The sequence below is a fragment of the Paenibacillus alba genome (genome assembly GCF_013204855.1).
GTDB classification, from domain to species: Bacteria; Bacillota; Bacilli; order Paenibacillales; family NBRC-103111; genus Paenibacillus_E; species Paenibacillus_E alba.
Genome location: NZ_JABMKZ010000002.1, coordinates 256,126 through 276,338 on the forward strand (window position 1 = coordinate 256,126; position 20,213 = coordinate 276,338).

General features: G+C 41.6%; 25 protein-coding genes. 5 read left to right on the plus strand and 20 right to left on the minus strand.

Features of this window, described 5'->3' with window-relative positions; all coding sequences use genetic code 11:
* The first annotated feature begins 39 nt into the window (after positions 1-39).
* On the plus strand, positions 40-1,953 hold the full coding sequence (locus HQN90_RS01235; protein WP_173215714.1) for a glycosyl hydrolase family 18 protein: 1,914 nt from the start codon (positions 40-42) through the stop codon (positions 1,951-1,953).
* A 69-nt stretch (positions 1,954-2,022) separates the two neighbouring features.
* Here the strand turns inward: HQN90_RS01235 and HQN90_RS39830 are convergent, their stop codons facing one another.
* Entirely contained in the window at positions 2,023-2,241 is a 219-nt protein-coding gene (locus HQN90_RS39830) for a double zinc ribbon domain-containing protein (protein ID WP_326072580.1), read from the minus strand.
* A 157-nt stretch (positions 2,242-2,398) separates the two neighbouring features.
* On the opposite strand from HQN90_RS39830, the gene HQN90_RS01240 reads away from it, so the two are divergent.
* The gene (locus HQN90_RS01240) at positions 2,399-2,557 is read left to right on the plus strand and encodes a DUF1540 domain-containing protein (RefSeq protein WP_079420884.1); all 159 of its coding nucleotides are present in this window, start codon (positions 2,399-2,401) and stop codon (positions 2,555-2,557) included.
* 80 nt (positions 2,558-2,637) lie between these two features.
* Here the strand turns inward: HQN90_RS01240 and HQN90_RS01245 are convergent, their stop codons facing one another.
* From HQN90_RS01245 to HQN90_RS01295, 12 genes are all read right to left on the minus strand, one after another.
* On the minus strand, positions 2,638-4,530 hold the full coding sequence (locus HQN90_RS01245) for a thioredoxin domain-containing protein (RefSeq protein WP_216855157.1): 1,893 nt from the start codon (positions 4,528-4,530) through the stop codon (positions 2,638-2,640).
* Positions 4,531-4,564: 34 nt separating this feature from the next.
* Positions 4,565-4,726 carry a DUF255 domain-containing protein gene (locus HQN90_RS39500; protein ID WP_216855158.1) on the minus strand — a complete coding sequence of 54 codons (162 nt, stop codon included), beginning with the start codon at positions 4,724-4,726 and terminating at the stop codon, positions 4,565-4,567.
* Positions 4,727-4,800: 74 nt separating this feature from the next.
* Positions 4,801-6,426, minus strand: a complete 1,626-nt coding sequence (locus HQN90_RS01250; RefSeq protein WP_173215716.1) for a hypothetical protein — start codon at positions 6,424-6,426, stop codon at positions 4,801-4,803.
* 20 nt (positions 6,427-6,446) lie between these two features.
* Positions 6,447-6,629, minus strand: coding sequence for a DUF255 domain-containing protein (locus HQN90_RS01255; protein WP_173215718.1), 183 nt, complete (start codon positions 6,627-6,629; stop codon positions 6,447-6,449).
* On the minus strand, positions 6,604-6,960 hold the full coding sequence (locus tag HQN90_RS01260) for a metallophosphoesterase family protein (protein WP_246361985.1): 357 nt from the start codon (positions 6,958-6,960) through the stop codon (positions 6,604-6,606). Before HQN90_RS01260 ends, HQN90_RS01255 begins: the two co-directional genes overlap by 26 nt.
* A 2-nt stretch (positions 6,961-6,962) precedes the next feature.
* On the minus strand, positions 6,963-7,238 hold the full coding sequence (locus HQN90_RS01265; protein WP_173215720.1) for a hypothetical protein: 276 nt from the start codon (positions 7,236-7,238) through the stop codon (positions 6,963-6,965).
* Between the two features lie 332 nt (positions 7,239-7,570).
* Positions 7,571-7,984, minus strand: coding sequence for a hypothetical protein (locus tag HQN90_RS01270; RefSeq protein WP_173215722.1), 414 nt, complete (start codon positions 7,982-7,984; stop codon positions 7,571-7,573).
* 57 nt (positions 7,985-8,041) lie between these two features.
* Entirely contained in the window at positions 8,042-8,344 is a 303-nt protein-coding gene (locus HQN90_RS01275) for a hypothetical protein (protein ID WP_173215723.1), read from the minus strand.
* Positions 8,345-8,549: 205 nt separating this feature from the next.
* Positions 8,550-8,915 carry a phage holin family protein gene (locus HQN90_RS39835; RefSeq protein WP_173215725.1) on the minus strand — a complete coding sequence of 122 codons (366 nt, stop codon included), beginning with the start codon at positions 8,913-8,915 and terminating at the stop codon, positions 8,550-8,552.
* A 52-nt stretch (positions 8,916-8,967) separates the two neighbouring features.
* Positions 8,968-9,603 carry an immunity protein Imm33 domain-containing protein gene (locus HQN90_RS01285; protein WP_173215727.1) on the minus strand — a complete coding sequence of 212 codons (636 nt, stop codon included), beginning with the start codon at positions 9,601-9,603 and terminating at the stop codon, positions 8,968-8,970.
* Positions 9,604-9,681: 78 nt separating this feature from the next.
* Complete coding sequence (locus HQN90_RS01290; protein WP_173215729.1) at positions 9,682-10,608, minus strand: hypothetical protein; 927 nt, start codon at positions 10,606-10,608, stop codon at positions 9,682-9,684.
* A gap of 277 nt (positions 10,609-10,885) precedes the next feature.
* The gene (locus HQN90_RS01295) at positions 10,886-11,407 is read right to left on the minus strand and encodes a hypothetical protein (protein WP_173215731.1); all 522 of its coding nucleotides are present in this window, start codon (positions 11,405-11,407) and stop codon (positions 10,886-10,888) included.
* 257 nt (positions 11,408-11,664) lie between these two features.
* Here HQN90_RS01295 and HQN90_RS39505 point away from each other — a divergent pair, with 257 nt between their 5' ends.
* From HQN90_RS39505 to HQN90_RS01305, 3 genes are all read left to right on the plus strand, one after another.
* Complete coding sequence (locus HQN90_RS39505) at positions 11,665-11,865, plus strand: DUF6199 family natural product biosynthesis protein (protein WP_338042260.1); 201 nt, start codon at positions 11,665-11,667, stop codon at positions 11,863-11,865.
* A 149-nt stretch (positions 11,866-12,014) separates the two neighbouring features.
* On the plus strand, positions 12,015-12,551 hold the full coding sequence (locus HQN90_RS01300) for an RNA polymerase sigma factor (protein ID WP_173215733.1): 537 nt from the start codon (positions 12,015-12,017) through the stop codon (positions 12,549-12,551).
* The gene (locus HQN90_RS01305) at positions 12,544-13,575 is read left to right on the plus strand and encodes a hypothetical protein (protein WP_173215735.1); all 1,032 of its coding nucleotides are present in this window, start codon (positions 12,544-12,546) and stop codon (positions 13,573-13,575) included. Before HQN90_RS01300 ends, HQN90_RS01305 begins: the two co-directional genes overlap by 8 nt.
* Positions 13,576-13,633: 58 nt before the next feature.
* Here HQN90_RS01305 and HQN90_RS01310 read toward each other — a convergent pair whose 3' ends face one another.
* From HQN90_RS01310 to HQN90_RS01340, 7 genes are all read right to left on the minus strand, one after another.
* Positions 13,634-13,939, minus strand: a complete 306-nt coding sequence (locus HQN90_RS01310) for a hypothetical protein (protein WP_173215737.1) — start codon at positions 13,937-13,939, stop codon at positions 13,634-13,636.
* A 341-nt stretch (positions 13,940-14,280) separates the two neighbouring features.
* Positions 14,281-15,306 carry a LacI family DNA-binding transcriptional regulator gene (locus tag HQN90_RS01315; protein WP_173215739.1) on the minus strand — a complete coding sequence of 342 codons (1,026 nt, stop codon included), beginning with the start codon at positions 15,304-15,306 and terminating at the stop codon, positions 14,281-14,283.
* A gap of 28 nt (positions 15,307-15,334) precedes the next feature.
* Complete coding sequence (locus HQN90_RS01320) at positions 15,335-15,889, minus strand: HAD family hydrolase (RefSeq protein WP_173215741.1); 555 nt, start codon at positions 15,887-15,889, stop codon at positions 15,335-15,337.
* Entirely contained in the window at positions 15,867-16,898 is a 1,032-nt protein-coding gene (locus tag HQN90_RS01325) for an ABC transporter ATP-binding protein (protein WP_173215743.1), read from the minus strand. Before HQN90_RS01325 ends, HQN90_RS01320 begins: the two co-directional genes overlap by 23 nt.
* Positions 16,895-17,938 (minus strand): ABC transporter ATP-binding protein, encoded by a 1,044-nt coding sequence (locus HQN90_RS01330; RefSeq protein ID WP_173215745.1) that lies wholly within the window; start codon positions 17,936-17,938, stop codon positions 16,895-16,897. Before HQN90_RS01330 ends, HQN90_RS01325 begins: the two co-directional genes overlap by 4 nt.
* A 33-nt stretch (positions 17,939-17,971) precedes the next feature.
* Positions 17,972-19,117, minus strand: a complete 1,146-nt coding sequence (locus HQN90_RS01335) for an ABC transporter permease (RefSeq protein WP_173215747.1) — start codon at positions 19,115-19,117, stop codon at positions 17,972-17,974.
* Positions 19,118-19,120: 3 nt separating this feature from the next.
* Entirely contained in the window at positions 19,121-20,119 is a 999-nt protein-coding gene (locus HQN90_RS01340; RefSeq protein ID WP_173215749.1) for an ABC transporter permease, read from the minus strand.
* Positions 20,120-20,213 lie beyond the last annotated feature (94 nt).

Genomic DNA, 20,213 nt, shown 5'->3' on the forward strand with positions numbered 1-20,213 from the left:
ACGTCCAATTAAGTAGCTTACTAGAAAGAGGCGTGATGAATGAAAATTGGAAAATGGATGCTTGCCAGCACCCTGATACTCGCCATGACCGTACCCTCTGCAGTTCAAGCAGCAGGCACTGGCTCAGACAAAACTACGAAATACCGCGTTTATCAATACAATCATGTGCTTATGGAATTTGCTGCTTATGCGCAAGCAGAAGCCTTTGCCAAAGGTTTCACGAATAGTCATGTCGAAGAAATCGGCACACGCAAATGGCTGTGGAATAATTTCCCCCGTTATCAAGTTTATCAATTAGATGCTTCCTTGCCAGAATGGCAATTCGCCACTTTGGATGCCGCCATCGCGGAAGCCAAGAAATGGACAAACGCAAGCGTAAGAGACCTCCAATCCACGGGCTGGGTGTGGAATAATTATCCGAAGTATCAGGTTTATCAGAACGAAATCACCCTTGATTCATGGAAATACCAAACGCTGAATGAGGCCATCGCGGAAGCTAAGAAGTGGGGCAGCGCCCATATTATTGAGCTTAACAGCAATCAATGGGTGTGGGACAACATCGCAAGTGATGTCAAAAAGCTGCTTAGCTCAGGCGATCCCATCTATAAGGTGTATCAAGGAACCTTTTCAGCCGATAATTGGGCGTTTGCCTCCTTAGAAGATGCCGTTAAAGAAGCTCTCAAATGGGGCAATTCAACAGTTGTTAATACAACGACCAAAGCTACCGTATACAGCAATCTTAAATCTTATAAAGTATTTCAAAACGATACCTTCCTGCAAGAATTTACGTCCATGGATGATGCTATTGATTATAGCAAGCAATGGGGTCATAGCGCTGTTTTTAAAGACGGGCACAAAATTTGGAATAACTTTGCATCCTATCAAGTGCTGCAGAACTCCACTCTCATCGGTGAATTCAAAACCATTCCGGAAGCACTGAATTATAGCGTCCAATACAGCAATGCATCCATTCAAACACTAGATCATAATTTGCTTTGGGATAATTTCAAAAAACTTCAGGTTTGGGGCTGGAATGGCCAGTCCGGTGGTGAGACCATTAAATCGCAAGTCAACAACACCATCGGACTTGATGTCGATTCTCCCAGTTATTTCGAACTGGCTGACGTTTCCGGCAACTTGAAGGACAATTCCAATGCGGATACCGTCAAATGGCTGCAAAAAAACGGCTTCACCGTCTATCCACTGGTCAGCAATCAATTCAGCTCAAGCCTAACAACACAGTTTCTTGCAGATAGCGCTGCACAAGATAAATTCATTAAGGCTTTGGTTGATCGCTCAGTCCTCCTCGGTGTTCCCGGTATCAATGTAGACTTTGAGAGCCTGGCCGGATCAGATCGCAATGCTTTTACCGCATTCATCACCAAATTAACCGCCTATGCTCATTTGCAAGGCTTGGTCATTTCCATTGATCTTCCCCGCGGAAGTGTCAAATGGAATCATCTTTCCGCTTTTGATCATGAGAAGCTCGGGAATCTCGTTGATTACGTAGTCATCATGGCTTACGATCAGTTCTACAAAGGAAGTACCTCCGCAGGTTCAGTCGCTGGTCTTCCTTGGACAGACGGCGGTATTCAAGAATTCCTGTCCTATGGCATCCCACGGGACAAAATCATTCTAGGCATCCCTTATTATGTAAGAGAATGGAAACTAGATGCTGCCGGTGTTTTACAGGGCAATCGTACCGTATTAATGAAAGACATTCCGGCGCTAATCGCGTCCAAAACCACAACGCAGACATGGGACAAAACCTTCGAACAATACCGCGTTGAGTATCAAGAAAATGGCTTCACCTATGTATTCTGGCTAGAAGATCAAGCTACTGTCAAAGCCCGTCTGGACATGGCCAAAAAATATGACATCGCCGGTGTCGCCGCATGGCGCCTAGGTTACGATTCAGCGGATTTATGGAAATCCGTGCTGCAAAACAAGTAGTTTTTAACGTTAATAGTAAAAAGCACATACAGGGCATTAGACCTGAATGTGCTTTTTCTTAGATTTTGGCTAAAATAATCCCCATTGACTAAACGTCGTCTCCGTACCGCAATCCGAACAGAATTTGGCATCTGCTTTATTCACCTTGCTGCACCCTTTATGGAGCAAAGATTTCTCTTTTGTGCATTTATTTTTTAGCGGGGCTCCGCAACGAATGCAATATTTGTCGTCTTTATCTGCCACATACTGGCACCGGAAACAAGTTTGCAGTTCACTCTTCTCAGCCATAAATTCAACTCCTTGAAGTTTAACATTCTTACTCCAAGTATATGTATCGTATAGCCTTGCGGGTGAATAGGTTCCCTCATCAATAAATCATTTCCAGTCTATGTATAAAAATAGGCCTCTTTCGCCTACCCTATAACGTAGAGGAGGTGAAACAAGCATGGCTAAAGATGTTCTTTGTGAAGTCAATTCCTGCAAAAACTGGGCTACAGGCAATAAGTGCAATGCGAACTCGATTTATGTCGTGAGCCACCACGGCAGCAACCAAGCCCGCAATTCCGAGGAAACCGATTGTAAAACGTTTGAGCCTAAGGTTTAGTTTGTAAAGAAGAGGCCGTTTTGGCCTCTTTTTTGTTCTCTATAGACATTGTAACCAATAATGATAATTATTATCACTATTTATTTGGAAAGATTTTCGAGATCCTCAAGCTCCTGTGTTGGCGCTTGGCAGGCAAAGTTCTGGCACACATACGCTGTGGCTTGCCCCCCAAGCGGCAGTTTGTCCTGCACAAGCGGAATCAGCTTGCTCACTTCTTCGCCGGCCGGGCCCGGCGGGTGCAGAATCAGCAGCGCATTCGGCAGGTACTGCCGCTGCACCGCACGGAGCATCTGCTGCGTCAGCGGCTTCGCCGGGTCGCCGGCAATCACGATTTCGCTGGCTTCGCCATAAGCGAAATCGAGCGCGGCCAGCGTGAGCGCATGGCCCGGCGGGTGCGCTGCCACAGCTCCGGCGAACGCCTGGAGCTGCACGTCCGCTGCCTGCGACAGATTCGCGTCGTAGGTCAGCCTCGCCAGCCGCTGCATATTCAGCGCGGCTGCTCCGTTCCCCGACGGCATCGCGCCGTCGTAGATCTCTTTGGGGCGGGTGAGCAGCTGCTCGGCATCGCTGCCGTAGAAGTAGAGCCCGCCCTTCTCTTCGTCGCCGAAGAGGCGAAGCATCTCTGCGTTCAGCTGGACCGCTTCACGGAGATAGCGCAGCTCGAACGTGGCTTCGTACAGCTCGATCAGGCCCCACACGAGGAACGCGTAATCGTCCACGTAGCCGAGAAAAGCTGCTTCGCCATCGCGGTAGCGAGCGAGCAAACGTCCATCCTCGCGGCGCAGCTCGCGAAGCAGGAAGTCCGCGGCTTTGGCAGCCGCCTCCGCGTAAACAGGCTTGTCCAAGGCACATGCAGCCTTGGACAGCGCAGCGATCATCAGACCGTTCCACGAGGTCAGAATCTTATCATCCTTGCCCGGATGAACGCGCTGTTCGCGGTGCTCGAACAGCTTGACGCGGGCCGCTTCCAACCGATGCTTCAGCTCCTTCAAGGGAATCTGCTTACGCTTCGCAACAGAAGCTAACGTCGTGTCAATCAGATTCGGGATATTATGCCCCTCAAAGTTCCCCGACTCCGTAATATCGTACAGCTCACTATAGAGATCGCCGTCCTCTACGCCCAAAACAACCTCGATTTCGTCCGGCGTCCAGACATAGAACCTGCCTTCTTCGCCTTCCGAATCCGCGTCCTCGGCGGAATAGAACCCTCCGCCTTCGTCCGTCATATCGCGCAGAACATACGTAATAATCTGCTCAGCGACCTCAGCATACTTCTCTTTTCCCGTTACTTGGTAGGCTTCTGTGTACGTCATAACTAACAATGCGTTGTCATACAGCATCTTTTCAAAATGAGGAACCAACCATCTTTCATCGACCGAATACCTCGAAAATCCGAAGCCGATGTGGTCGTACATCCCTCCACGATGCATAGCATCTAGCGTCTTTTCAACCATTTCAAGCGCTTTTTCCTTACCGGTTCTATGATAATACCTTAGTAGAAACGATAGATTATGAGCGGTCGGAAACTTCGGCGAGCTGCCGAAGCCACCATTTGCTGAATCAAATGTACTCTCGTACAAACGGAATGCCTCATGGAGCGTTTCCTCCGTAACCTCGCCACCCGTACGATGCTCGAGCAGTCGACTTGTCGTCTCTTGCATAATCTGCTCCCCTACCTCACGAATTCGCTCGGCGTCTTCCTTCCACTTCGCGGCCATCTGGGCTATGATCTCTACCAATCCAGCCCGGTTATACTTCCGACTGCGCGGGAAATAAGTTCCTGCGAAGAAAGGCTTCTTCTCCGGTGTCAGGAACACCGTCAACGGCCAGCCGCCTTGACCAGTCATCGCCTGACATACGGCCATGTAGATGTGATCGACGTCCGGCCGCTCTTCGCGGTCGACTTTAATGGAGATGAAATCCTTGTTCAGCATATCTGCTACGGTTTGGTCTTCGAAGGATTCGTGTGCCATGGTGTGGCACCAATGGCATGTTGACTAAGCCACACTACGAATACCCAATAGATAAGAAGACAGGTTTGTTTTCCTGTATGGCTCTGTTAAAGGCTTCTTCTGACCAAGGGAACCAGTCTACTGGGTTGTATTGATGTTGAAGCAAGTAAGGTGACTTTTCCTTGGCTAATCTATTGGGTTTGCTGTTCGTTGTCATAGGGCATCACCTCCTTGGTTGGGGTTGGACTAATCGCTTTTTCTTCTCCCAACTTGTAAAATCTCATCCATCAATCAAATAAGGTTAATATAATCCTTTATATATTGGATGAGTTGATCTTCTCGAATGATTGAATTGTTATGAATTTGTGAAGGCGAAAATTCTTTCACTACAATTATTTCCTTTACTTTGTAATCAATATTCTTATTAAATTGAATTAATTTACAGGATTGCAAGTGAGCTTTTATTCTCTCTTGGTATTTTAGAAAATCTTGAATTTCTGCATTCAACTGATAAGTATATTTCCCAATTAGTTGTTTATACTCGTTATGTATTCCGGTGTTACTCAGTGGAAAACTTAGTCTTTTGCATTCGATAAGAAAAATAACGTTATACAGAACAAATATTATATCAATTTCTCTATCACTTGGACATGATTGCGAAAAATGGTAATTTAAAGTGATTTGGGCTTCCTCGAAAGAAGCTTTTAATTTAGTTGCAATGGAATCACAAAACGAGTTGGAAACTTTATCTACAATCTTTTTGTTTGCTACAAATTTATGTGGATTATTGAAAACATTGCTTCTAAAATACTCTAAAGCGTAAACAGCTTGAGCCGTATAGCATATATATAAATGATTTGATTCAATGTACACTTTTTGAGACAGCATTGGATAATAATTGGCATTTACATATTTATGTAATTGTTCTAACGAAATAATTTCACTAAACTTTCTAAATTTGAAATATTCAAACAACTTGAGTGCTCTGTCCATATTCATTCTCAGTTTTGAAAATTTCTCCATCCATTCACTTTCATCAGCAACAACTACTAATTCTCTCATTTTAGAAATCAAATATTTTTGAAGTATATTAACATCATCCAAATTGAACCCAAGTTCTTGCAAAATGCTATTACTTAACTGATTCATATTAATTCTACTGTATTCATCAAAATTTTGAGAAAATTTATAATTATAGTTATCTAAACTCAAATTGCCCCATTGAAATGCCTCAATCACGTCTATGATTCCATCATTATCAACAAATACCTTTTTATCCTTATTTATTCCAATTGTTAAATCTTGCTTAGTATGAATTAGTAACACTAAAAGATGGCTTAGAGAGAAGAGCTTATTTACTTTTTTAAGATCACGTTTTACTACATCATTATTTTCTGAAAAATCACATGAATATGATATCTTAATTAGCAATTCTATAGCATCTTCTTGAGTTGCAATATATTGCTCTATTTCTCTACAGTTATCGTCTGATAATTCCATCACAGTAAATAATATTTGCAAAAAATCGTCTTTATTATTATCTATTATGACACATTTACCATCCTGTTTCTTTACTATCATTTGACCTAAGTATCTGTTATAAATTAAAGAACCGTATAGAAATTCCATTATAGACTCTTTATCCGTTTTTAAACACTTCAATAAAACATCATTTATTTCACGAAATACTTTTTCAATAATGACATTGAAGAATGCATTTTTATCATCCCTACTTTTATATTCATTATTGTTTAATTTTAAGTCAATTATGTTTTGCCTCATCATAGCATAAGGATCAATTGATAAATCAGGTGATATTGGTACATGTATTGATAAAAAGTCTGATGAAAAATACATAAAATTATCATTAAGCCAATTTGATATATACGATTTATAGTTTTCACTAGAATCTGTCATGCTGTTTATTAAAACTTACTTTAATCTCTTCGTTTTTTTCCATTCAAATAATTTCCCTCCACTATTATAATATAATTACTTGCCTCTATTTTCATGAAAGCTTCTTCGGACCAAGGTAACCAGTCGACCAGGTTGTATGCGTGTTGCAGCAGATATGGGGATTTTTCCTTGGCTAATCTATTGGGTACTTTTTGAGTTGTCATGGGGCATCACCTCATTGCCGCGCATAAGATGAATCACGCTATCATTGATTCTATGCACTTTGCCACCGTTCCAAATCTCAACTGGATAAGCGTCCAGCATATCATGATTCTCATGATTTCCGTCGATGAACAGCGTTGTGAATGGCTTCTCTTTATGAAGCCATTTAAGCCAATACTGATCCTCTTTGTCACCATTCCAAATTAAGCCGAAGTCACCTGAGATGATCACGAAGTCATCTTTAGTCATTTTCTTTTGTTCGGGGAAATTTTTAGTGTTGAGCCTTCGACCAATACTAATGCTGCCGTGTACATCACCTGTTATGTAAATCATGGCTATTCCTCCCCGTTCAAAGCATTAACCATTTCATTAAAGATTTTTTTGTAATGATATAAATCATACTGAACCTCAAGTGAATCAATAACACACCAAAAATTTTCTTCATTGAAGTCTTTAAACTCGGTAGCAACACTCTCAGCTAGATTATGGAAGGCATGAGCAATACGCATATTCCTATTAAATGTTTCCTCGCTTAACTCCCCAAAATTCTTTATGTCAAGAAAAGCCTGATATATTAATATGTTATATGCCTTTTTCCTTATAGTATTCATTTGCACACTCCATAAAATCTCCGTTTATTTTCTATTACCTTCTGAATATTCTCTACAAATTTCTTTATGTTCTATCTAATTAAAAACAGCATTTCAAATTTGCTTTACAACATATGGACGACTCTCTTGAGGATAAAATAAAATAGAAACTACAATTGTTAATAAGACAATTGCTACATATCTAAGAGTATAACGAGGTTGTTTGTATTTCTGTTTTATTACGATAATAATGATGATATTGTTTACTATAAATATTATTGGTAATGCAACAATTCTCCCTAGTTCTGTGAATGGAAATTGTTCAATTAATTTTAATGAAAAGTAAGCGCTGCTCAACTTAGTCCGTAGTATCCAAGGTAAAAATTTATTGAATTCTCTCTACTAAAACCAACAAAATCCTTTGCCAATTCCGCTTTTTTCAAATACGCAAGTGCATCTAGGGCATCAAAAATATTAGCATCTCCCAAATACATTTTGGTTTGCTCTAACCCTGCCCCACAAAGCAACTGAACATCAATATAACAAAATGTATCGAAGTTCTTCTTTTTTGCCTTCCAAATTAAGATGCTATCCTCTACTTGACCAATAATAAACAATTGAATACATAACGTCTTTATATATTCGTTGTCTTCAAATTCCTGATTATTCAGTTCATTAACTAATAGGGTACGTATATCAGCTAATTTACTTAGCTTTGGTACTAAACCGTACAAATGCAATAATTCATCAATTCTATCTATTGTCATATGCTCATGCCAACATCCTTTTAAAAATCAATTCAGCTTCGTTTCCTTCCTCATAAATCATAATAGAAGTTGTTCTATTTCATGAGTAATAACTGCAATATCTCTTGATTCAAAACGGATAACTGGATTTTCCCAATCTTCGTTTTTTATAAGAAGCAATACATAATTCCCTTCCATTTTGGCTTCGGGATACCAACCTAAATCAACCGTAATATTATCTTTTTGTAGTTGTAATAAGTCCTCCCTAAAGTTCCAGCAAAACGATGTATCTTCTTCAACAAAGTGCGCAGGGTCTGCTTCGTCAAACACATTCCAATTCACTTTCCAGCCTGTGGGGATTCGCAATGGTTGTAAAGCCATAAGGGTCACCTTTGATTATCTTTCTGATTTAAATTCCTGTTACCATTGAAAGTTCGATTTTATCGTTACGTCTTTCTAACAGTTACAACATTTTCTGGTGTTTCACTCGTATACTCCACTTCAATTAAATGGCCGCCAGCGTCTAAGTCGCCCTCCCCCATTAAACTTCAATTACAAATGAAATTCTTGATTTAATTGCCTCTCATTATTTTTCCTTTTTAAAAGACTTTACTTTCGTAGTAAAAATACTCAACACAACAGAAAGTACTACATATGTCCAAAAACCATGAACTTCGAAACCAGATAAATACCTATCAAGCAACCACAACTTTATAGGTGTTAGTATAATGGACGCTAGAATAAGCAAAGGTGTTGTTAAACAACCAATGCCCACAACAATTGAAAGCATCGACGCAGCTAGCATCAAACTATATAGGAAGCTAATAACAAACATAAGGATAGATGCAAGTATCAATGTCTTTGTGTCTGCGATAGATATGTATTGGTTGAAGTACTCACTACCGATCCAAAACACTATCAAAGTAACCAGTAAATTGAGTAGATTTCTCAACTATCAACGCCTCCTTTAAAGTAAACAAAACTATTCTTTTCATCACTTGTATTTACTCATGAATGCTCCAGTCATAATTTTCAATTTTCGTAAGATTCCCAGTATCTTTGTTTCTCTCATACGCACAATGCAAGGTTTCGGAAACGTCAATAAACTCCAAAATAGAATCATCCATATTTAACATCTTTCCAACTGAAATCACTTGAAAATTCTCTGAGTTAGCAGAAAATTCATCATCTTCATATCCACTAAAGAAAACCCATCCCAAATCATGCTCATTATCTGGGTCGAAACGTAACATGAAGTTAAACTCATTTCTTGATAATACGTCATTACTTACTGTAATTTTCTTGTCAAAATAATAGTCCATGTCCTTAGAATACGGATCCTCTAGCTGAGTGCTGCAAATATGTTCTGATTTAAAATCAATCAAGTCACCATGCTGAAGTGAACTCAAATAGTATGGCTGATTAGCTAACTTCCCACGGAAGTCAGTTTCATCTCGCTCAAGGATTTCCACCCACATTCTTTCAGCTTGACATCCATTATCAAATGTCTCCGTTGCCATGAATATTAGCTTAACTAAATCGCCTACCTTCAGTTGACTTATTACTTGATCGCTTGGAAGATAAAACGTATAAGGTGACTCTTTATGAATTTCAACAGCGCTATCTAATTTCCACGTCATTATCTATTTTCTCTCCTACGATTCGATTGTTATCTTCTTTTTGCCGTTCTTTGTTGTTTCACTTTGCTTATTCCCATTTTATTTATCTACTTCTGCTTCTTTCTTCTCCTCCTTTTTCTCATCATCTACTTTTCGCTTCTTATTATTATCGTCATTTTCTTGCTCTAGGTCTGGTACAGTGTTTGCTTCTAGTGCTCTCTTCGCCGCGCGATCTCTAAGTTGTTTTTGATAATGTTCATATCTAGCAACGAAATTATCTTGAGTTATGTCAGGAATGCCATCTTTAGCTTTATTTGCTCTGAAAAATACAAACCATTTAGTTATGATTTGCTCTGGTGATAGATTGAAATCTTCGGATGCCTTTATGGTTTCAACAATTAAATTATTCGTACGTGCAGTCTGCTTCTTTTTCCTCTCAGCATCCGCAGTTGCTGCCGCAATTCTGGCTGAGTCCTCAGCGTCCTGCAAAACAATATCTTCATCCCTTGCTTCATCATCCGTATAGTGATCTACCCCATCTAACATCGATTGGTATCGAGCAGCGTAGCCACTTAAAGCTTTCTCGTCTCCACGATTTAGATGTGTATCAATTAAATCTCCCTCATCTGTATAATAGGCTCGGTTTCGTCCTCCATCTTGTGTAATATGAAAGGAAGAGACCCACCTTGGACTTATAAATTCATAATCCAAACTACCTGCAAAAGCTTGAGAATCAGGGAAAACTGTTGCATGAGTTGACGACGAAAATTCTTGAACTCTGCTATCTGTTCCCTGTCTATTATTTGGGACATCTTTATATAATCTTTTAGGCTGGATAACATTATTATTGGTGAGTAATTGCCCTACCATTTTATTCCCAACAGTACGTTGAAGTTGTGTAATCATATTGCCTGATAAATTACCAAGAGATAAATGATTACTCGTAGATTCTTTCTTACTACTGGGGGCAATGTCTTTTGGTTGTGGCGTGTTTTGACTAGATTTATGAACTTTCCCATCACGCATCCTCCTCACTCCCTCCTCATTTCAATAATCCACAATAGATCTATTTTATTAGATAAAACAACATATTATTCAGAGCTGCCCTTCAGCATTTACAAGCGTACAATAAAAGAGAGTGCAAACGAGTCAACGTCTACACTCCCGCACCACGATAGCTGCTTTTAAGGGCGGTTGGCTTTAGACTTATAGGCAAGGCGTTACAATAGACCGCGTTCCTCGTCAAAAGGGCGGTCTCTTTCTTTTTCTGCGAAAGTTCGATGCATGAAACTCATCATGGAATTTAATCGTAGCCACAACCAAATTCGCAAACAAAAAATTTATTTTCTGTTTCTCCAAAACAATGATGACACGCATATATATCAATCACTTCTATTAAGCTTGCCTGACTATGTTGAGCTCTAAATTGCTCAATTCGTTCTTTTGGAAATTCATTATGATTTAACCAATCTGTTACTTCATTAATAAATTCTAAAGGACTATACTGCTTTATGTTTAAGTTTTTGTGATGACTAGGGATCCAAATAGTTTTTAAAATTTCAGCCCATCTTGCTTCTGTAATTGACTCGTCATCCAGATTCCATTCATTTTCGGAATAAAGCCATTTAATAAACAATATGCTATAGGCTTGCTGATAATCATCAACATATGACTTATTAATAGATATATAATTCACACCAACTGGATATTTAAACGAATCTATCTCATCAAACACGTACTTTCTTAAATCAACTGCTGCGGCTATTTCAGAAAAATAATCAACATTATTTAATAACTCCGTAATGCAATCAATTATTTTATTCATTTTTCGTTCACCTCATTCACTCCCACATCTTATAATCACCATATATTTAAAATCGTGCTTTCATTGATTGAGTTAGTGACCTAACATCCTTTTATCAACATGTAAATATGTATGAATTACCATTTCCTTCTTGTTATTATACAACGAAAATCCAGCTTAGAATATGAAACCCATCATTCCTCCTCTAGTTGTCGTTTCCTTCATCATCGAAACAATTGCTCCTTTGAAGCGTATGATTATAAAAGGAGTTGATGAAAATGATTTTCATTTGTTTTCTCTTCATAATTTTTGCGGTGTTGAACATCTTTTACCCTACTTTTGGTTGGCGTTTGAGATATGGTTGGATGGTTAATGGTGATTCAGAACCAAGTGATGCTTACATTCTGATGAGTAGAATTAGCAGTGTAATTGTACTGATCGTATTTCTTAGTGTTATGCTTCCTTATTTTTTCTCATAAAGTTTGAAACAACCTTTCAACCGCAATAGCGGTTTTTTTGCTTTTCTCCAATCAGTTTAGTTCAAATTTCGTGCATTCAGAATAAATTTTCAAGACAACAAGGGAACTTCTCTAGACCTACTCTTGTCTAATAGGATGGGGGTGAACAGATGGATTATCAATATCTGACCTATATGAATCACATAGACAAAACCGATCTGAACCATCTGATGACCGAGTATGGGCCTGATGTGTGGAAATATGCTTATGCGATCACACGAAACCGCGAGCAGGCGAGCGATGTGGCCCAAGAGGTTTTTATTAAGGTGTACAACCATATCGGTTCCTATCGCGGGCAATCCTCGTTGAAGACGTGGTTATTGTCCATTACGAGGAATGAAGCGATCAATGTGCGCAGGTCAAGCTATGTGCGTCGCATTATATTGTTTGAGAAAGTGAAGCCTCACGCTACTGGGGCGTCCGCCGAAGTGGCTTTTTTGGGCGAACAATCGGCCAGGGATATTTGGGCAATTGTGATGAGCTTGTCAACCAAACTTCGTGAAGTCCTTGTGCTGGATCTGGAACATGATCTTAAGATGTCCGAAATGGCTCGCCTATTGAATGTGTCGGAGGGCACGGTCAAGTCAAGACTTAGCCGCGCGCGCAAAATGGTAGAGAAGAAATGGAGGGAAAATGAACGTGAGTGAACCCAAACCAGCTTGGTACGAGATTGCAAAAAAAGGCTCAATAGCAAGCACCCCATTTGATGAGGAACTAAAGCGGTCTGTACTAAGCAAGATTGATCGACGCGAAACGCGGTATTTGCAGTCGGTTAAACAAGTGCTCGCGGCAATAGTGGTATGCATGGCACTGGGATTGTCCTTGCTTCTTGTAACAAATGAAGGGGTTTTATTTAAAAAAAGCGAGCAATCCGCATCCCCTCCGGCAGGAACTCCATTTCATTCCATTTCGGGTATTGATATAAAGGAGCATCCTTTTGCTTATAAGCTGCTCGATGCCAGAATCACTGGCAATGGCAGCATAATTTCCATGAACGACCCCGACATCCTGCCTGGATTGGGCAATAAGGTGAACCCGCTGCACGCCTATGACAATCGGATGATCTACAAGATCCCCTATGCTGATATCGAAGTGCTGAGCAAAAAGGATATGGACGGTTTTGGCACCCTCTTGAAATATAAGGCGATTAAGGATGACCCCAAGCTGCCATACTTCAAAAAAGGGGACGAACATTTTGGTTACACCGTTGACGGCTTAACCGGACCTGAGGTTATTTATGACTTTGGAACTGCTAACCTCTACGATGCTCAGATGGCAGTCACGCGTGTTTTTGGTCACCAGGCTCTAAAAATATGGCTAGTATGCGGAGCCGATAGTATCCGTGTATGTACTTATTATAATAGAGAGCAAAACGGAGGAATGGCCAGTTATCTGGAGTTCGATAATGCGACGATGTACGAACGCGATCTTAACGGGGATGGATTGGAAGAAGCAATCGCTGTTTCTAATACAACTGGACAGATTTATATCTTCAAGGAAAACGCGGAGCAGTTATACTGGGTCAGCGTACGAGAGGCGCTTGGGGCAGGCGAACAAGATGTAGTGTCCTACGAAGAAGCATCAGGAATGTTTACGGTGCTGAATCAGGATATTGGTCTCAGGAAGTACCGATATACCGAGAATGCGGATAAGTTTGTGTTAGTGAAATAAAGCAATTCGATTTAGAAGCAGCGCGCACCGATTGAAATTCCGGTGCGCGCTCGTTTTATTAAATAAAGAAAAATGGCAAAAGAAATAATAAAGCAATGGATGACCACAATAATGGGTTATAACCGCCAAAGCCCCAAGCTGTGGTTTGCGCCTTGTTTTTGAGTACTTTCAGCTCTTTTTTTACTTTACCAGGTTTGGTTGAAAGAACTGTAGCATTGTTGAAACCCTGGTTAATAAATAATCCATGTCCTGAGACATTGTCTAACGTTCCTACAACCTGAGTGCCATCATGAAGAACTGCACATACCTGTTGTCCAATGTAGGGTCTGCATGAATCTGCACATATTGGATAGATGGGTTGCATTCCTGATTCCTCCTCGTTTAAAAATCATATCAGCTTAATTTAAAACATGCTAAATAAAGGCCTCACTTATTGCATCATGCCAAATCCAAACCTCAGCATTACCTCCTTCAACAACAAGTCTCTTCATTTTATGGTGGTGATTAGCAGCATGACCTAGACAAGAATGTAGAATGGGAAAATTGTACTCTCCGTCTTACACGACTTGTAGAATGAATCTGCAGTTGATCTCGGAGCCAATTTATTAGGAAAAACAAAAAAGAAGAGGTTGCCCTCTTCTGTAAGTTTATTCGTGGTTTCTTTGTTAAGGAAGTTTAGCAGCCTGCTAAACAATAGGCATATGCTCATACCGATGAACAAGAGTCTCGCTCAACAATCTTGCTATCTACGATCCAATGATTCGTAAATTCGCCCTCTAGGACAGACAACTTATGCATGAGCAGCTTGACGGATTGAACACCCAGCTCCGAAGGCTGCAAATCCATTCCCGTTAAGGAAGGCGTCACTTGATGCATCATAGAAAGATCACCGCAGATGACGAACAATGAGATGTCCTCCGGTACGCTGTAACCGAGATCCTTCAGTGCATTCATCGCACTGAATGCCGTGCGGTCATCATCTGAGATAATGGCGGTCACCTTTTCTTCGAGATTTGCTAGTGTATTGTACGTTTCATCGTAACCATATCTCATATATTCCTCTGAATATATGAGCGGCTTGTAATGAATCATGTGCGGTTGAAGCTCGATCTGATGTGCCTCCAAGGCATGAATGAACGCCTCTGTCCGTACAATAGAAACGGTCATTTGCTGACCCGCGTTAAGAAACATGATGTTTCGATGACCCTTGCTAATCAAATAGTTGCATATATCACGAATAATTTTGTCATTGTTGTTATTTACGGTAGAAACGTCCTCAATGCCTTGATTCATGATTTTGCCAACCGTGACAAAAGGAATTTGATTCTGATGCAGCAGCTGAATACGCCTATCTTCTTTCGTTGGACCTAGCACAATAGCACCGTCAATGGGGTAACTGGCAAGGGAAGGTGTCTTGACCTCCTCGACAGCTATCATGTCCAGCAGTACGCGATATCCATAAGTAGAAGCCTCCAGAATAACTCCGTTGATGAATTGATTATGAAAGGCGCTGAAGAAGAAATTCCCGTGTGGAATCGTAAGGCCGATCGCCATTGTTTTCTTAGTGACTAAACTCCTTGCAGTGTGATTCGGCACGTAGTTCAATTCTCTGGAAACCCTCAACACTCTTTCCGTCACCTTTGGACTTGTAGCTCTTTTCTGGCTAAATACATTGGATACGGTTCCTTTGGAAACTCCCGCCAGACGGGCGACATCGTCGATTTTTGCCATTGTGCAGTAACATCCCCTCCAAGCAGATTCAAGCTAATTGTAAATTAAGTACTTCCACCAAATCAATCAAGGCTTGCGGCTCACTTATGGTATAATTCGGAATTTCCCAATCATCTGCCGGTGCTTTCGGGTATCGCTGGGTCCAGCTTAGGAAAACACTGGTTATTCCTAATTGGTTAGCTCCTCTGACATCCCTGCTCAGGTTATTTCCAACCATAATGATTCGCGAATAATCCTTTTCGCTTAGATCCATTGCGCCAACTGCCGCCTTAAACATGCGAGGGCTGGGCTTTGAAGCTTTGACAGGCTCTGAATAGGTCAATGTTTCAAAATAATCATACAGGCCATTCTGGGTCAGTAAATTTTTGAAAGATTGCGCATCGCCGTCGGCGACAAGAGCCAGCCTGTAACCTCGTTCGGCAAGTGTCTTCACCATAATATCCGCGCCAGGAATCACTTTGCCATGAATCACAATCCCTTGTTCATCGCGTATTTCAGTACCCTCATCGATAATTGTATCTCCACAATCCAAAAAAACAATTAATTTCTTTTCTTCGGCCTTAGATTCCGCTTGCTGTTTCATTCTCTGCACCCCTCAGATTTAATTCCTCCGCATAATGACAAGCTGTGAAGTGATTATGTCCTACTTCACGGAGCTGCGGAACTTCCTCTACACACTTATCTGTTCTATATGCGCATCTTGGATGAAAGTGGCAGCCGCTTGGCGGATTTGCCGGATTCGGAACCTCGCCTTCCAAGATGATCCTATTCTTCTTCAGCTCCGGATCAGGCTGAGGTACTGCCGACATAAGTGCCTCTGTGTAGGGATGCCTAGGTTGGCTGAATAACGAATCCGTTGTTGCCAGCTCAACAATTCTTCCCAAGTGCATGACCGCGACTCTGTCCGATATGTTCTGCACGATAGAAAGATCATGTGAAATAAAAATATAAGTAATTTGGAACTGCTCCTGCAGGTCCTTAAGCAAGTTAATAATTTGCGCCTGAATGGAAACGTCCAAAGCGGATACAGCTTCATCACAAACGATGAGTCTAGGCTGTGTAATAAGTGCGCGGGCAATCGCGATACGTTGTCTTTGTCCGCCTGAGAAAGCATGTGGATAACGCTTCAAATAGCCTACATTTAACCCCGTCTTTTCTGCAATTTCCATTACCTTTTCTTCGATTTGCGATTTTTTCAGCTTAAAATTAGCCGTTAACGGTTCAGAAATAATGTCGAATACGCTCATCCGCGGGCTCAGCGAGGAGTACGGATCCTGGAATATCATCTGGATATCTTTTCTGAATTGCTTGGATTTTTTGCCTTTTAACTTGAGAAAGTCAATGCTTTGACCGTCTTCCGTATGGTAAATCACGTCACCCGAGGATACGTTCATCCCTCTGACGATGCAGCGGCCAAGCGTAGTCTTGCCACAGCCGGATTCGCCAACGATGCTTAATGTTTCACCTGCCATTAACTCAAAAGAAATATTGTTCAGCACACGTACTGGAGTAGGCTTGCGAAATAGAGAAGTCTTGGATTTTACTTGAAAATCCTTATTCATGTTAACCACATCGAGAATTGTTTTGGTCATTGTGATTCTCCTTCACGCTGATCCGAATACAGAAAACATTTTACCATATGATGGTCTGAAATCCGAGTGCTTGGAACTACCTTCGTGTTGCATACACCTTCTATTCGATCTTTGCAACGATCAAAGAATCCGCACATGGGAGGCATATTGATTGGCATTGGAACCGATCCCTCGATAGAGTCCAGTCGCTTGCTCTTGCCTCCTCCTAATCTTGGCATAGATTTCAGCAAGCCTTTCGTATACGGATGCTTTGGGTTATAAAATATTTCTTTGACAGGCGCCTGTTCGACAATCTTGCCCAAATACATGACGGCTACTTCGTCACACATCTGTGCGATGATGCCCAGATCATGCGTGACGAGCAGAATAGCCATCCCAAACTCCGCTTGAAGTCCACGCATTAATTCGAGCACCTGAGCTTGAATGGTCACATCGAGCGCTGTTGTTGGCTCATCAGCAATCAACAGTTCAGGATTGCAAGATAGTGCCATCGAGATCATCGCCCGCTGCCGCATACCTCCGGAAAACTCATGCGGATATTGGTCAAATCGCTTCTCTTGATCGGATATTCCCACTTTGGCCAGCATTTCGAGGGCAATCTTTTTGGCTTCTTTTTTGTTTTTGGTACGGTGGATTTGAATCGCTTCCATAATTTGATTGCCGATTGTATACATAGGCGAGAAAGCGGTCATCGGTTCTTGAAAGATCATGGCAATTTTCCGCCCGCGAATGGAACGGATCTGCTTGCTGGTCGGATTTAAAGACAACAAATTTAGATTTTTCAAGGACTCTTCAGATTGAGAATGATAAACAATGCTTCCCGTCGTTTCACATTCCTTGGGATTAATACTGATAATCGCTCTGCTGGTCAGACTTTTACCACAACCGGATTCGCCTACAAGTCCCAATGTTTTTCCTTTATGGATTTCAAAATCGACCCCGTCCACCGCATTCATTTCCCCATTATCCATCTGAATCCGAATTCTAAGGTTCTGAACGGACAGTAAGGGCTGCTCAGTCTGAGCCGCTTGAGTCGTCATGCTATCCCCTCGCTTGCCTCTTATTTTAGTCGGTTATTTCTTATAAGGATCTGCGGCATCTCGCAATCCATCGCCCAGGAAGTTGTACGCCAATACAGTCAGGATGACAATTCCCAGCGGGAAAAGCTTCCAAGGGTACAAGGCGACATTTTCAATCTTCTGCGCTTCTTGAAGCAATACCCCCCAGCTGGTAGCAGGCGAACGAATACCAAGACCTAGAAAGCTCATCGCGGTTTCGCCGAGGATCATACCAGGAATCGCCAATGTTGTAGCCACGACCAAGTAACTAATAAATCCAGGCAAAAGGTGCCTAACAATGATTTTGGTATTGCCAACGCCTGCAATTTTCGCAGCAATGACATAATCCTCATTTTTAAGTGAGATGAATTTGCCTCTAACCACCCTTGCCAAATCGGTCCATCCGATGAAAGCAAATATAATAACGATGTACAGATACATGGTCACTACAGGTATTCGCGGTGGAATAGCAGCAGATAATGCCATCCATAATGGAAGAGTTGGAAACGAACGAATAATTTCGATGACCCGCTGAATGAGCGCATCCGGCCAGCCTCCGAAATATCCGGAGATGCCTCCGATAATCAAGCCCAGCACGAAGCTGATTCCCACACCTACAAGCGGGATGCTAAGCGATATTTGGCTGCCAAGTACAATACGGGAAAACATATCCCTTCCCATCCCGTCTGTGCCTAGCAGGAATACGCGCCCTGGCTCCTCCACACCTATTAAATGCGTTGACGTTGGAATCAATCCGAGAAACTTATACTTCTCTCCTTGGACAAAAAGCTGAAGCGGATAGCGTTTCTCCGTGTCCGGCACGAATATTTTACGCATCGTTTGCGGATCACGCTCAGACTTCAGGTCATAGACAAACGGTTTGATATGGAATTTGCCCTCCGCATCTATGAATCTAATCCCCATGGGAGACACATTTACGTATTTGCTGTCATAACTCTGCAATCCGTAGGGGGCTATAAACTGGGCAAACAATGCGACAGCATACAGCAAAGCCAGGGCAAATAAGCTTATGCGCGCCAACTTGTGCTTCTTGAAACGGAGATATATGAGCCGCCATTGTGAGCTGTAGTTGGCATCTTTGATTTTGGCCGGATGGATAGGTTGAACTTTGGATCTTCTGAATACAGGAATTGTTCTCATCGGTTAGTTTCCCCTGAACTCTGTACGAATTTTTGGATCTAGCCACGCAAGTAAAATGTCAGAGATTAATGTCCCCACAACCGTTAACAAAGCCATAAAGAGCAGCCAGGAACCTGCAAGATACATGTCTTGTCCTAAAAGGGCGTTGTACATCACGGGACCTTGTATAGGCAAATTCAACACGATGGCTGTAATGGTTGCACCCGTAAAAATAGAAGATAACGACCACCCGAACGTACTGACGATAGGATTTAAAGCTGCTCTTGTCGGATATTTTAGCAATATCTTTATTTCTGACAAGCCTTTCGCTCTAGCAGTTACGACGTTCGGTTTATTCAACTCATCCAGCATCTGACCTCGCATGACACGGATTAAATCCGCCGTACTCGAAAGTCCAATCACGATGACGGGAATGACCAAATGCTTCATAAGATCCATCACCTTGTCCAGTGACCAAGCGGCATTGACATATTCACTTGAGAACAAGCCCAGCAAAGGATCACCAAACCAGCTATAAGAGAGAAACATTAATATAATAGCGAGAAGGAAGTTAGGCGTTGCCATCCCAATAAAGCTGAGTCCAGAGAAGATATAATCTCCTGCGCTATACTGCTTTACTGCTGTATAAATACCAATTGGAATCGCCACAGCGTACTGAAAAAGCATGGTAACCAGCGAGACGACCAACGTTAAGCCCATATATTGCTGAATGACAGCTGTAACCGGTTTATTATAGTTAAATGAAAATCCGAAATCACCGTGCAGCACGATTTTTTTCATCCACACCAAATATTGTTCGTACACCGGACGATCCAATCCCAAATTTGCCCTCATCTCATCCATTTCAGCCGTAGTCATCACATCGCCAGCTGCGGACATTTTGGCCGAATAACTGGAAACATAGTCACCTGGCGGCAGCTGGATGATATAGAAGACAATAAAGGAAATAAAGATAACAACAGGAATGACCAATAGGATTCGTTTTAAAATGTATTGCAGCATCTCATATCCTATCCTCTCCGTAACAATTTGAAGCTTGATGAGAAAGCAACAGCAGGGAAGTTGTATTCCCCGCTATTGTTGCTATTACCCTCAA

Bases quoted from the DNA above. Each gene is read 5' to 3' on its own strand.
- HQN90_RS01235 (WP_173215714.1), top strand. From the start codon at position 40: ATGAAAATTGGAAAATGGATGCTTGCCAGCACCCTGATACTCGCCATG.
- HQN90_RS39830 (WP_326072580.1), bottom strand. From the start codon at position 2,241: ATGGCTGAGAAGAGTGAACTGCAAACTTGTTTCCGGTGCCAGTATGTG.
- HQN90_RS01240 (WP_079420884.1), top strand. From the start codon at position 2,399: ATGGCTAAAGATGTTCTTTGTGAAGTCAATTCCTGCAAAAACTGGGCT.
- HQN90_RS01245 (WP_216855157.1), bottom strand. From the start codon at position 4,530: ATGGCACACGAATCCTTCGAAGACCAAACCGTAGCAGATATGCTGAAC.
- HQN90_RS39500 (WP_216855158.1), bottom strand. From the start codon at position 4,726: ATGACAACGAACAGCAAACCCAATAGATTAGCCAAGGAAAAGTCACCT.
- HQN90_RS01250 (WP_173215716.1), bottom strand. From the start codon at position 6,426: ATGACAGATTCTAGTGAAAACTATAAATCGTATATATCAAATTGGCTT.
- HQN90_RS01255 (WP_173215718.1), bottom strand. From the start codon at position 6,629: ATGACAACTCAAAAAGTACCCAATAGATTAGCCAAGGAAAAATCCCCA.
- HQN90_RS01260 (WP_246361985.1), bottom strand. From the start codon at position 6,960: ATGATTTACATAACAGGTGATGTACACGGCAGCATTAGTATTGGTCGA.
- HQN90_RS01265 (WP_173215720.1), bottom strand. From the start codon at position 7,238: ATGAATACTATAAGGAAAAAGGCATATAACATATTAATATATCAGGCT.
- HQN90_RS01270 (WP_173215722.1), bottom strand. From the start codon at position 7,984: ATGACAATAGATAGAATTGATGAATTATTGCATTTGTACGGTTTAGTA.
- HQN90_RS01275 (WP_173215723.1), bottom strand. From the start codon at position 8,344: ATGGCTTTACAACCATTGCGAATCCCCACAGGCTGGAAAGTGAATTGG.
- HQN90_RS01285 (WP_173215727.1), bottom strand. From the start codon at position 9,603: ATGACGTGGAAATTAGATAGCGCTGTTGAAATTCATAAAGAGTCACCT.
- HQN90_RS01290 (WP_173215729.1), bottom strand. From the start codon at position 10,608: ATGCGTGATGGGAAAGTTCATAAATCTAGTCAAAACACGCCACAACCA.
- HQN90_RS01295 (WP_173215731.1), bottom strand. From the start codon at position 11,407: ATGAATAAAATAATTGATTGCATTACGGAGTTATTAAATAATGTTGAT.
- HQN90_RS39505 (WP_338042260.1), top strand. From the start codon at position 11,665: ATGATTTTCATTTGTTTTCTCTTCATAATTTTTGCGGTGTTGAACATC.
- HQN90_RS01300 (WP_173215733.1), top strand. From the start codon at position 12,015: ATGGATTATCAATATCTGACCTATATGAATCACATAGACAAAACCGAT.
- HQN90_RS01310 (WP_173215737.1), bottom strand. From the start codon at position 13,939: ATGCAACCCATCTATCCAATATGTGCAGATTCATGCAGACCCTACATT.
- HQN90_RS01315 (WP_173215739.1), bottom strand. From the start codon at position 15,306: ATGGCAAAAATCGACGATGTCGCCCGTCTGGCGGGAGTTTCCAAAGGA.
- HQN90_RS01320 (WP_173215741.1), bottom strand. From the start codon at position 15,889: ATGAAACAGCAAGCGGAATCTAAGGCCGAAGAAAAGAAATTAATTGTT.
- HQN90_RS01325 (WP_173215743.1), bottom strand. From the start codon at position 16,898: ATGACCAAAACAATTCTCGATGTGGTTAACATGAATAAGGATTTTCAA.
- HQN90_RS01330 (WP_173215745.1), bottom strand. From the start codon at position 17,938: ATGACGACTCAAGCGGCTCAGACTGAGCAGCCCTTACTGTCCGTTCAG.
- HQN90_RS01335 (WP_173215747.1), bottom strand. From the start codon at position 19,117: ATGAGAACAATTCCTGTATTCAGAAGATCCAAAGTTCAACCTATCCAT.
- HQN90_RS01340 (WP_173215749.1), bottom strand. From the start codon at position 20,119: ATGCTGCAATACATTTTAAAACGAATCCTATTGGTCATTCCTGTTGTT.